The sequence below is a fragment of the Sulfurimonas sp. genome (genome assembly GCF_016744025.1).
Taxonomy (GTDB): domain Bacteria; phylum Campylobacterota; class Campylobacteria; order Campylobacterales; family Sulfurimonadaceae; genus Sulfurimonas.
On the sequence record NZ_JADGFC010000079.1, the window covers coordinates 1 to 11,915 of the forward strand.

Annotated in this window: 12 protein-coding genes; 2 read left to right on the forward strand and 10 right to left on the reverse strand. The window is 30.8% G+C overall.

Annotation, left to right across the window (positions count from 1 at the left end):
- On the reverse strand, positions 1 to 539 hold a 539-nt coding region (locus QZZ48_RS10755), incomplete at its 3' end, for a hypothetical protein (RefSeq protein ID WP_294965528.1).
- 103 nt (positions 540 to 642) lie between these two features.
- Positions 643 to 1,641 carry a YhdH/YhfP family quinone oxidoreductase gene (locus QZZ48_RS10760; RefSeq protein WP_294965530.1) on the reverse strand — a complete coding sequence of 333 codons (999 nt, stop codon included), beginning with the start codon at positions 1,639 to 1,641 and terminating at the stop codon, positions 643 to 645.
- A gap of 233 nt (positions 1,642 to 1,874) precedes the next feature.
- Here QZZ48_RS10760 and QZZ48_RS10765 point away from each other — a divergent pair, with 233 nt between their 5' ends.
- Positions 1,875 to 2,216, forward strand: coding sequence for a RidA family protein (locus QZZ48_RS10765; protein ID WP_294965532.1), 342 nt, complete (start codon positions 1,875 to 1,877; stop codon positions 2,214 to 2,216).
- Positions 2,217 to 2,447: 231 nt separating this feature from the next.
- Complete coding sequence (locus QZZ48_RS10770) at positions 2,448 to 2,657, forward strand: hypothetical protein (RefSeq protein ID WP_294965533.1); 210 nt, start codon at positions 2,448 to 2,450, stop codon at positions 2,655 to 2,657.
- 91 nt (positions 2,658 to 2,748) lie between these two features.
- On the opposite strand, the gene QZZ48_RS10775 is transcribed toward QZZ48_RS10770, so the two are convergent.
- From QZZ48_RS10775 to QZZ48_RS10810, 8 genes are all read right to left on the reverse strand, one after another.
- Positions 2,749 to 3,309 carry a LysE family translocator gene (locus QZZ48_RS10775; protein WP_294965536.1) on the reverse strand — a complete coding sequence of 187 codons (561 nt, stop codon included), beginning with the start codon at positions 3,307 to 3,309 and terminating at the stop codon, positions 2,749 to 2,751.
- Positions 3,310 to 3,326: 17 nt separating this feature from the next.
- On the reverse strand, positions 3,327 to 4,571 hold the full coding sequence (locus tag QZZ48_RS10780; protein ID WP_294965539.1) for a hypothetical protein: 1,245 nt from the start codon (positions 4,569 to 4,571) through the stop codon (positions 3,327 to 3,329).
- Positions 4,572 to 4,614: 43 nt separating this feature from the next.
- A complete protein-coding gene (locus QZZ48_RS10785; protein WP_294965542.1) occupies positions 4,615 to 5,244 on the reverse strand; it encodes an HAD family hydrolase in 630 nt (209 codons plus the stop codon).
- Between the two features lie 11 nt (positions 5,245 to 5,255).
- Positions 5,256 to 5,684, reverse strand: a complete 429-nt coding sequence (locus QZZ48_RS10790) for a hypothetical protein (RefSeq protein ID WP_294965546.1) — start codon at positions 5,682 to 5,684, stop codon at positions 5,256 to 5,258.
- Positions 5,685 to 5,693: 9 nt separating this feature from the next.
- On the reverse strand, positions 5,694 to 6,644 hold the full coding sequence (hemH, locus tag QZZ48_RS10795; protein ID WP_294965549.1) for a ferrochelatase: 951 nt from the start codon (positions 6,642 to 6,644) through the stop codon (positions 5,694 to 5,696).
- A 3-nt stretch (positions 6,645 to 6,647) separates the two neighbouring features.
- Entirely contained in the window at positions 6,648 to 7,346 is a 699-nt protein-coding gene (locus QZZ48_RS10800) for a DUF2461 domain-containing protein (RefSeq protein WP_294965553.1), read from the reverse strand.
- Positions 7,347 to 7,350: 4 nt separating this feature from the next.
- On the reverse strand, positions 7,351 to 10,470 hold the full coding sequence (ccsA, locus tag QZZ48_RS10805) for a cytochrome c biogenesis protein CcsA (protein WP_294965556.1): 3,120 nt from the start codon (positions 10,468 to 10,470) through the stop codon (positions 7,351 to 7,353).
- A gap of 89 nt (positions 10,471 to 10,559) precedes the next feature.
- Positions 10,560 to 11,915, reverse strand: a 1,356-nt coding sequence (locus tag QZZ48_RS10810; RefSeq protein WP_294965559.1) for a biotin carboxylase N-terminal domain-containing protein, incomplete at its 5' end; no start/stop codon positions are given.

Below are 11,915 nucleotides of genomic sequence, written 5' to 3' on the forward strand. Positions count from 1 at the left end.
ATTATAAATATAATAAATAAAATCATTATTGTTGTAACAATAAGAAGATAAATTATTATTGTTGTCCTTCTGTCATTATCTTTAGCTAATAAGGTTGTTAATGTATCAGATGTATATAATAGTGATTCATTTGTATAGTTGATTATTTTTAATAATTTATCTGTTGGATTATTTAAAAATTTTATAATATTGTTATTGTATTGTTTTAAAAGGTTGTCAAATTGGTAACCTGGATCATACAAGATGCTATCAGCTATTTGATTATGTATTTTTTTTATATATTCTTGATTTAGTTTTGACTCTTCCAAATATCGCAGAATATTTTTCTTTGTATCTTTTTTATTTAGATTATAAAAATAATTATTAGACAATAAAGCTGTACGTTGAATAATCATACGTTGTTTACCAGTAATATTAATTGTTTTACCAGAATCTTCTTGGTCTTCTACAAACAAAAATATAGAGAATGCATTTAATACTATAATTAAAGAGATAATTAGATAAGCATAAATACTTTTTTTCTTTAGTATATCTATCAACTATTTTCCTTTGTTTTATCTAAAAAAATAAATTTTACAACAAAAAACATTATAACACTTTATTTTTTAATACTCATAAAGCATTCGAATAAGAAAGATATTGTTAATTGTCTTTTGTAATTTTGACTAAATATCTACCTACAACTCTACCATCTAATAGTTCTTTATAAGCCTCTGCTAAATTTTCTAGTTTAATTTCATTTGTAAGATTATCTAATGTAGTAATTTTAAATTCATTTGCAAGCTTATTCCATACTGCAAGTTTTTTCTCAATTTTACATTCAACAGAATCAATACCAATAAGTCTTACTCCTCTTAGGATAAAAGGAAAAACATTTGTGTTTAATTCAAATGATGAGTTCAATCCACAACATGTAGCCACACCATCGTACTTTATAGCCTTTAATGCTTCTGCTAAGATATTTCCACCAACTGTATCAACTACACCAGCAAATCTTTCTTTTCCCATAGGTTTTTTATTTTCTACATCAAAGTCTTTTCTTAAAATAACTTCTTTTACTCCAAGCTCTTTAAGAAATGCTATCTTATCTTCTTTGCCACTTATAGCAACAACATCAAATCCTAGTTTACTTAAAATTGAAATAGCAATTGAGCCTACTCCACCAGTAGCTCCAGTAACTAATATCTCTCCAGATTCAGGAGTAAGACCATTATTTAATAATTCATTAATACTTAAACCAGCTGTTAAGCCAGCCGTTCCATAAGTCATAATTTCTCTGTCTGTAATATTAGAAGGTTTTTTTATAACCCAAGAAGCTGGGGCTCTTACAAATGATTGATGTCCACCATCACTATTCATTCCCATATCATAACCAGTTACTAATACTTCATCCCCTTTTACAAAATCTGGTGAATTACTCTCTTGCACTGTTCCTGCTACATCAATTCCAGTTATATGAGGAAATTTTCTTGTTACTCCAGGATTACCAATAGAACTCAAAGCATCTTTGAAATTCAAACTTGAATATGTTGCTTTGATTAAGAGCTCGTTTTCTTCAATATCAGGAACACAAGTTTGCTCAATTGTTGAAACAAATTTACCTTCTTGTGTTTTATTAACTACGAATGCATTATTAATCATACTGTTATCCTTGATTTTCTATACTTTGATTTTATAGGAAAAAAGGAAATAGTGGTAATTACATATAAAAAATCATGTGTAATATTTTGTTTATTTGATTTTACAGAGTTTACTTTGTGATATAATCCTAGCTCTAAAGTACCTTAAAAGCGAAAATAATTATACTTTGTGATATTTTAAAAAAAACAAGTTTTTAAAGTAGTAAATATTAGAATAAATAATAAAGGTAAAAAGTGGAAATTAAGAGATTTGAAACTAAAACAAGAATGAGTAAAGCTGTAATTCATGGAAATACAGCTTATTTATGCGGACAAACTGGTGCAGGTGAAAATATAACAGAGCAGACTAAAGATATGTTATCAAGAGTAGATAGCATACTAGAGTCAATAGGTACTCATAAAAGTAAAATATTAAGTGCCACTATCTATATAAAAGATATGAGTTTATTCTCACAGATGAATGCTGTTTGGGATGATTGGGTAGAAGAAGGATATCCACCAGCAAGAGCTTGTGTTGAAGCAAGTATGGCAAGAGATGTACTTCTTGTAGAAGTAAGTATCATTACTGCTATATAGTACTTTCTTATTAGTATTTCTAAAGTTATTATTGCGCCAAATCTATTTATGATAAATGAAGTTGCCCTAAATTATATTCTACTATTTGTTTTGCTTGAATTATATGAGATAAGTTGGCAAAAAGCTCCAAGTATAATGGGCATGCTTATACGTATGCACAAATACTATTCTAAAAATATATTTCTCTTTTTAGTTATGCAACCTACTTTTTACTTTGCAATAGGATTCGCTATGTTAAGTGAGTATAGTATTAGTGCAATGGGTTTACTCTTTTTAAAGACTGCTGACATAGCTACTAAGATTCTTCTTATGGAGCAGGTATTTATAAAAAGAAAACTAACTCAAGACTTAAGTCTAATACTACTTGCCCCCATTAACAATTTTTTACCATATATGGGTTTAGTGATTTATCCTATACTCATATATCTGAGTATAAGTTAGAAAGTAGTTTCACTTCTTAGTTTTGTATACTTTTAAGTTGCAATAAACCTATTCCCATTCCGATGAATATTCCACCTGTGATTCTATGAAATCAAGTCATTCTGTTGTTGTTAGCTAGCCATACTTTTGATCTTTTAGCGACTAGTCCATAAACACATAAAGAGCTAAAAGATATGCTTAGAAAGATTAGAGTCATTATTGTAAATTGTGGGAATATATCTATATCTAGATTTAAAAACTGTGGAAATATTGCAGTAAAAAATAGTATAGGTTTTGGATTCGTAACTGCAAGAAAAAATGATTCAAGAAAATAGGATAATTTAGTTTTATTTTTATCAACTCTCTTATTATCATCAAAACTCAATGCTTTGTTATTTTTAATAAACTTAATTCCAAGATACATTAAGTAAAAAGCACCTATAAATTTTACAATCATAAAAAGCATCGATGAAGTAGTTAATACAACACCTAAACCTAGTATAGATGCTATTGATAAGACAGCTAAACCCAATACATTTGCAAAAGAGGATATAGCAACTATTTGCATATTTGATCTAAGTCCATTGAATATAGATAATAATATTGCGGGGCCAGGACTTGTAACGTAAAAGAAAGCAACTAATGTATAAAGAAGTAAAGTGTCTGTATTCATGTTATTACTAAGTATGATTATTTTAGGTCTGTATAACCTTTTTGAAGTTGTGCCTTTTTTGATAATATTTGCACACTTTGAGTAATGTCCTCAGATGCTATATGATAGTGTTCATGTAATCTGTCTAAAGAGTTATCTATCTTTTTTGTCAGTATTACTATTAAATCTTCCATTTGATTTTTAACATTATTTATTTCATCATCTTGAGTAGAATTTAATTCATTAACAATATTACTCAATTGAGATTGTGATTTTACATAGTCAGCTTTTATAACTTCTATCTCACCTACTAAAGTATTTATAGTTGAGTAAATATCATTCAATCCGCTATTTTGAGACTCTAGTTCATTCATCTTTTTAGAAGACAGAAGCATTTGCTTCATAATCATTTCACTCTGTTCTCGTATTGTTGTAAGTCTATTCTCACTCTCATATAAAGATGTACTAACAGACTCAGTATGAGACTTTAGAGATAAGATTTGGTTTTCAAATGTTTTTGTTACACCTGAGAGTTGTTCTAAGGTATGTCTTGTAATAGATTTAGCTATATCAGTAGATATAGTCCTCATAGCAGTAAGATCACCTTTAAGCCCATCTATATCTTCAGACATATCAAATCTACTCTCGACTGCTTTTTCAAGGGTGGTTTTTATCTGGTTGTAGTGGTCTTGTTCAGCAACTCTAAGTATATCAATATGCTTATGTACAACATTATCAAGCTCAGGTAGTTGAACATTTGTAAAATTTTCAAATGATTCAGTTACACTATTGTGCCAAATATCTAAATCGTCAAATTTTTCTAAAAATTTACCCTGATTCATCTCAATTGAATTAAGAGCTTTTATATCGTGTTTAAATTTTTCTCTAGTCTCTTCTTGTGTTGTTCTATCTTCTTGTTGAGAAAGAATCATTCTTCCTTCTAAATCAGCCATAAATTCTTTAAGTTCACTCACCTGAGTTGTAATCACTCTTGCAAATTCATCATGTGTTTTGGCGGTTTGAGTTTGTTGAGTCTGATGAAGTATATTCATAACAATATATAGAAGAATAGCAACAAGAAGGGGTAAAAAAGATTCTCTAAAAAGTAAGATAATATCAGTTGCATCTGGATGAATTATAAAGTGTACAACACTACTTATAGAACCAACACCAATCATTAGAGGTGCATAGTTTATCTTGTTGGGCTGCTTAAGTATAGATATCTGTCTTAAGAAAAGGATTCCCATAAATGCAAAAGCTAAGAGCAAGTCATTGTCAAACAAAAAATCCTCCTTAAATTATTTTTAATCATTTTATCATATTTTTTTATAAAACTATATCTAATATCTCTTTTGGTTCAAAAATCACTATCTCATGCTCGGCGTCCGGTGTAAAACCCCATGTCGCGAACATAGAACTTATCCCTGCATTTTTAGCACTCATCATATCTTTTGAATTATCACCAATCATCCAAGCCCTGTCTTTTATCTCATCAAAGCCATAGTGATTTAAAATTTCATGAAGCATTTGAGGGTCTGGCTTAGAAAGGATTACTTTATCTGCCCCGATTATGACATCAAACAACTCATCTATTTCTAGGTGTTTTAACATTTTAGATGCGAAAGGAGTTGGTGCATTTGTAGCAACTGAAATTTTAACACCAGATGCAACTAAATTTTCCAAAGTCTCTTTAATTCCATCATATAGATATGGATTTTGTATACACTGATTTGAATAATGAATCTCAAAAACATCCCTGTCTTTTTCATCATAATAATCAGTTCCATAAAATAGCTTAGGAAGATTTCTTACTTGCATATTTATAGCTTCAACAACAAATTCTTCACTAAGAGGAGGTAACTTATAGTGCAAATTTCTTATATAGTTTATAGAAATTGTTATATCTTTTTTAGAATCTATCAGTGTACCATCCATATCAAAAATAACTATTTTCATTTTTTCTCCACTTAGAACATATTTTGAATCTCTTCTTCATCGTCATTTTGAGGTTTACTTTGTCTTGAAGAAGATGATCCTTTTTGACCACCAGGAGGCCCATCTTTTTTATCTTGAGCAATCTTATTTAGAGTTTGTTTGTCGATATCAGTACTATTTTCATTCGAAGCAACTAACACAATAGGACCTCTGTTATACTCTTCTTCACTTATTACAACATTTCCAATACTCTCAACTGATCCAACTATACTTATCTTTACATCAGTTGCATTAAGAGTTTTCCATTTTATTTTGTATAGTTGCGCTTCATGTTCCATGAAACCCTCATATGTAAAACTAATTATCTCAGGAGAGTTTTCCTTAGGAAGTTCTAGAGTTGGGAGTTCATAAGCATTTAGTGACAATGCAAGAACAAACAGACTTAAGATTTTAATTAACATTTATTTTACCTACTTCATTTTTTTATAAATTTCTTCAAGCGTATCTACAAAGAGATCACTATCATTTGGACATCTACACACTCTATATTCTTTAAAACCAAGTTCTTCTGCAATCTCTCGATACTCTATATCTAGTTCAAAATCTGTCTCAGAATTATCTATAGTAAAAGCGATAGGAAAGACAACCACTCTCCTATTTCTAACTGTTTTAAGCTTATCTTCTAAAGATGGTTTTAACCATTGCATAGGCCCAACTTTTGACTGATACGCAAGATGTGTTTCATGAAAATTCATCTTTTCATCTAAAAGCATCTTTTTTAAAATACCAACATGTTTTTCTACATGACGCTGATAAACATCTCCTGCATCTATTATCTTTTGAGGAAGTCCATGAGCTGAAAAGATAATATCAAACTCTTCATAACTAGCATCTCTAAGCTGTTCTTTTATTCTCTGGATTATCGCTTTGTTATAAGTTTCACTTTCAAAAAAGTGTTTTGTCTCTACTAAAATAGCATCTTGACCCATATCATGATATGACTCTTCAAAATCTTCTAAAGATGACTTCGTTGTTGTTGTGGAGTATTGAGGATAAAGCGGTATCAGATATATTCTTTTTATATTTTCATCATTTAGTTTTTCAATAACTTCAGATGCAAAAGGTGGAGTATATCGCATAACAAAATCAACACTCACATCTTTACCAAGTCTAGTTTGAAGCTTATTTACTAAGTTCTTAGTATGTCCTATAATTGGTGATTTTCCACCAAGTTGTCTATATATGTCTTGTGATTTTTCTGTTCTTGTAAAAGTAATCATGCCACCAACGAACTTTCTTAAAAGATTGCTTTTCATTGTCAGTATATTTTTATCGGCAAACATGTTTTTCAAAAACATCTCAACCTCTTCAAGGTTATTTGGTCCACCCATATTTAACAATATTACTGCTTCTTTTTTCAAATATTAATCCTCTTTTACTCTCAAACTAATTTCATATACTAACTGCTGTAATGGTAGCATCTCTTCATATATTTTATACAAAGTATCTATAAGTTTATCACCATTTACTATGAGTTTTGGGTCTAAGACTTTATATGTAGCCATTCCCTTATACAGGCTTAGGTCTGCATCTGACATCTCAACATTAAAACCTCTAGGAAATCTCTTATAACCTTTTTCTATTACCTTATAACCTTTATCTTCAATACTTTTTAAAACATCCGCAAGTTTTTCTCTTCTACTATCATCTTGAATATATTCTCTATAAGCGTCTAGCATTGGTTTTTCAAACCATCTGACACCTACCGCTACAAAAAGCTCATCAGGAGAAAAGTGCATATAAAAATATGAGTTTTGCAACCTACTTCCACTACCCTGCCAGAATATAAATCCGATTCGATGCTTTAATGGAACTTTTATAGCACCCATACGACGAGTATCTCTATAGATTCTGAAAAGTGATTTATTTATTTTAGGAGAGAAATTTATAGTAGGTTCTAGAGCCATTAGATGCTCACCAAACTCTTCCACGAAAGCACGGGAAGGGTTTAGTATATTTTCTTCATATTCTGAACGATTGGCTTCGAACCACTCTTTGTCATTATTTTGACGAATGGACTCTAAAAATGGAAGTGTTTTTTTAGTAAAGCCCACAAATTCCATATAGTTAAACCTTAGATAATGTTCTATTTCTAAAAGAAAGCGCTATTAGAATAAATATAATTACGTAAGTGATAGGAACAAAATCAGGAATAGGTACTGGATCACCTTTGGCATATGAATGCATTCCTGAAAGATAGTAATTTACTCCAAAATAAGTCATGATTACAGAAGAGTATGCCATTAGTGAAATAACTGCAAAATTAAACTCGCTGTAAAGTACTTTAATAAATCTAAGGTGTACAACAACTGCATAAACTAAGATAGTTACAAGAGCCCAAGTCTCCTTTGGATCCCAACCCCAGTATCTACCCCAAGACTCATTTGCCCAAACACCACCAAGAAAGTTTCCTATAGTAAGAAGCATTAAACCAACCATCAAAGCCATCTCATTAATAGAATTTAACTCTTTTATAGATAAAGTAATATGTTTCTCATTATTTTTTGTTTTTAGTATAAATAATAATATACTAATAAATCCAAGAAGAGCACCAAGGCCAAGGAAACCATAACTTGCAGTAATAATTGCAACATGAATACTTAACCAATATGAATTTAAAACAGGTACAAGATTTGTAACCTGCGGATCCATCCAGTTTAAGTGTGCTACAAATAGAATAAGACCTGTTAAAATCGACGTAGATGCCATAGTCATAGTTGAGCGTTTTGAGAAGATAAAACCAGCTAGAACTGTAGCCCAACCGATATAAATCATAGACTCATAACCATTAGACCAAGGTGCATGTCCAGAGATATACCATCTTAAACCCAAACCAAAAGTATGTGCAGCGAAGAAAACAACTAAAAGCCCAAGTGTGATTTTAGAAAAAGTAGCTATTTTGAAACTAGGTTTTAATATTTTCACAAAACTAAGAATTAAAAGTATAAATCCAAGTAAAAGATAAAATGGGTAAAGCGTCTCAAAAATATATGCTTTGTTGTAAAACATCTCTGCTTTAATTCTATTTTGACTAGGGTAAACTTCTGCACCATAAAACTTTTGATATTTAGCTAGTTTTTCTACTGCTACATTAGCTTTAGTCCAGTCACCACTACTTAATGCTCCATCAATAGCTGTAAAGTACTCAACTGCTACACTTCTTAACTTATTTCCATTCTCAGGTGTAAAAGTTTGAAGAGCTTCTATAGTTGGATACCATTTATTATTTACATCATTTGGTTTTGGCCACATTCTCATTAATGCACCAGTGTAAACAGAGTAAGCAATATTAACTCTCTCATCAACTTTTAAAATTGCTTTGTCAAGCATATTTCTATACTTAGCTTCTTTTCTAACTGCACTGTCAACTAACTGGGCAAGTTTATATCCACGCATGTTATCTGGATCTGTAAAAAACTGAGCAAATGAAGCATACTTAGCTTCAGAAGCTGCACCAATAATTTTATTTACTTCAGGGTTCTTTGTATAGATTATTTTTATATCACGGTATGAGTCAGGTTTAACCATCATCCCTAAGATAATTTGATTTGAGTCTAGAGTATACTTTCCAACATTAATGTGAGAACTTCTACGTATCTTAGCCAGTATCTCTGTAGTTAATGTATCCATCGGCTTCATTCTACCGCCACTATCTTGAATAACTAACTGTCCAAATTTTGCAGCGTGTTCTTTATCAAATGAGATGATTGTCTTTACAGTAGGATTTAAGTCCTCTGCATATGATGGTGTAACACTAAGAAAAAGACCTAGTGCAACAATAGAAGCAATAGCTTTTCCATCAGCAGCTTTTTTAGCTAACTGAGAAAATCTATTTGAATTTGAAAAAATCGACCAAAACATTCCAAGAGTAAGAAGGAAATAACCTATATATGTAGGTAAAGTTCCAGGATCATGATTTACTGAAAGTACTGTTCCTTTTTCATCTTTATCATAAGATGATTGAAAAAATCTAAATCCACGATGTTCTAAAATATTATTCATATAAATCCTATAAGGCATCTCAATATTTTGTTCTTTATCTACCAAGATAACTTCACTTGCGTAAGACTCAGGAGACATTGAACCAGGGTATCTATCTAGTTGAAACTCTTTCAGTTTAAGTTCAAAAGGAAGTTGAAGTTGCTTAGATCCATAAGATAAGTGTACATCAACACCATTAATTTCATTATGATACTCTTTTGCCATTCTTCCGGCTTGTCCAAATATCAGAATTTCTTTTGATACATCATCAACTGATATTTTAAATCTAAGGGCATCATATCCAGGTCTTTGTGCAGAAGCATTTGGGTTTGAAACTGTTTTTTTAGAAGCATGCGCGTAAAAAGTTCTAAGAACAAATCCACCACCCGCTGTACTAAAAAGAGTTCTCGTCGTGAAAGGTTGTTTAGCATTTGCTTCTAAAGTACCTTTTGTTTGGTCATCCATCTTTAGGTAAGATAGTGGTGTTTTATGATTCATAAAGAACTTGCCATCTTCAACGAAAAGAGAAACAACCATCTTATCAAAAGACTCACCAGAGTTAAAATCTAAAACAAAGTTTTCACTCTCATAAAACTTACCCTCAACAAGAGTAATAGGCTCACCCTTACCTGTTCCAGTAACCATCATAGATGCCATAGCCTTACCAGTTTTGTCTTCTACAGTTGTCTCAACTGCATCTGGAATATACTCTATCATTTCTACATCTACTTTTTTTCCATCTATATCTAAAGAGCTAGATAAGCTGTTTGAGCTTTTTTTAGAAAGAAATAATGTTTGAGATGAAACTTCATGCTTAGAACCTACTTTAGCATCAACTGTAAAATAAGTATCAGAACTTATCATTGTTGATGAACTCGCATTTTCACGAATATGCATAGTTCCTTCATAACCAATATAACGAGTAATTGCAGCACCAATTAATATTATAATAAAAGCAACGTGAAAAATAAATATAGGAGCTTTTTTAAGTGTGTACATTTTGTACTTGTTGATATTTAAGATTAAATTGACAGTAAGTAATCCAATCAAAATTTCAAACCATCTTGCATTGTAGATATCAGCTTTTGCTGTGATAGTTCCGTAATCATTCTCTACAAATGTAGCATAGCCGATTGCAAATGCAAAAATCGACATCAAAATAGCCATGGTTTTCATAGAGCTTAGAAGTGAAAAAAGTTGTTTCATAATTTACCTTTTAGTTATGAACGACATTTTAATCTAAATAAGACAATCAATACTTAACTTACCCTCAAATAAGGAGTTACAAGGCAAAATTAAAAAAGTGAAAAGTCATTTTTCAGAGCTACTAAATTATTATCTTTGATTATTTTAATCATCCTTGTTAAATTTAAAGACTTTTCTTCTTCTTTAGCAATTGAACATTCTGCGTCTAAATTAAATTTATCCATATTAACATCTAGATAACTTGTATCAAATTTTCCAATTTTAAAATTCTCATCTTTTGATATTTCTCTATGTAATGGGATATTTGTTTTAAAACCTTCTATATGAAACTCATCTAAGGCTCGTTTTGCTTTTGCAACCGCACCATTCCAATCAAGAGCCCAAACAATAAGTTTTCCAAGCATAGAATCATAACAAGTTGGTATTTCATATCCATCATAAAGACTAGTGTCTAATCTTATACCAGGACCACCAGGAACTAGATACTTTTTAACAGTTCCAGCAGTAGGCATAAAGTTATTTTGAGGGTCTTCTGAGTTAATTCTAAATTCTATTGCATATCCTCTAAAGTTTATTTCACTCTGTTTATATTTCAACTTATCTCCTGCAGCTATTTCAATCATTCTTTGAATAATATCGACTCCTGTTATTATCTCAGTTACAGGGTGCTCTACTTGAACTCTTGTATTCATTTCTATAAAAAAAACATTATCTTTTTCATCTACTAAAAATTCTACTGTACCCACACTTTCATAACCTAACTTTTTCATAGCATCTACTGATATTTTAGAAAGTTTTTGTCTTACTTCATCATTTAAAAGAGGTGATGGTGATATCTCTATAACTTTTTGATGACGACGCTGTATAGAGCAATCTCTCTCTCCTAAATGAATTACATTTTCATACTTATCAGCTATAATTTGAATTTCTATATGTCTAGGATTTTGAACATACTTTTCTATAAACACATCACCTTTGCCAAAATACTTTATAGACTCATTAGTTGCTGAATCAAACATATTTGAGAAGTCATTAGCAAAATGAACTATTCTCATCCCTCTTCCACCACCACCAAATGCTGCTTTTATAATAACTGGGTAACCTATTTCTTGAGCAATTCTTTTTCCGTCATCTTTATCTATAACTGGCTTATTTGTACCCTCTAAAATAGGAACACCTATCTTTTTCATAGCAATTTTAGAAGCCATTTTATCACCAAATAGTTCTATATGTTTTGGTTTTGGTCCAATAAAAATCAGACCATTGTCTTCACATGCTTGTGCAAATTCTGCACTTTCAGATAAAAACCCATACCCTGGATGTATTGCGTCACAGCCTGACTTTTTTGCAAGATCAATTATTTTCTCATATCTTAAATATGCTTCAATTGGATTACCTAGGATTGGGTAAGATTCATCTGCTCTTACCACCCAAACTCCATTTAC

Bases quoted from the DNA above. Each gene is read 5' to 3' on its own strand.
- ccsA (WP_294965556.1), bottom strand. From the start codon at position 10,470: ATGAAACAACTTTTTTCACTTCTAAGCTCTATGAAAACCATGGCTATT.
- QZZ48_RS10800 (WP_294965553.1), bottom strand. From the start codon at position 7,346: ATGGAATTTGTGGGCTTTACTAAAAAAACACTTCCATTTTTAGAGTCC.
- QZZ48_RS10790 (WP_294965546.1), bottom strand. From the start codon at position 5,684: ATGTTAATTAAAATCTTAAGTCTGTTTGTTCTTGCATTGTCACTAAAT.
- QZZ48_RS10785 (WP_294965542.1), bottom strand. From the start codon at position 5,244: ATGAAAATAGTTATTTTTGATATGGATGGTACACTGATAGATTCTAAA.
- QZZ48_RS10770 (WP_294965533.1), top strand. From the start codon at position 2,448: ATGTTAAGTGAGTATAGTATTAGTGCAATGGGTTTACTCTTTTTAAAG.
- QZZ48_RS10775 (WP_294965536.1), bottom strand. From the start codon at position 3,309: ATGAATACAGACACTTTACTTCTTTATACATTAGTTGCTTTCTTTTAC.
- QZZ48_RS10760 (WP_294965530.1), bottom strand. From the start codon at position 1,641: ATGATTAATAATGCATTCGTAGTTAATAAAACACAAGAAGGTAAATTT.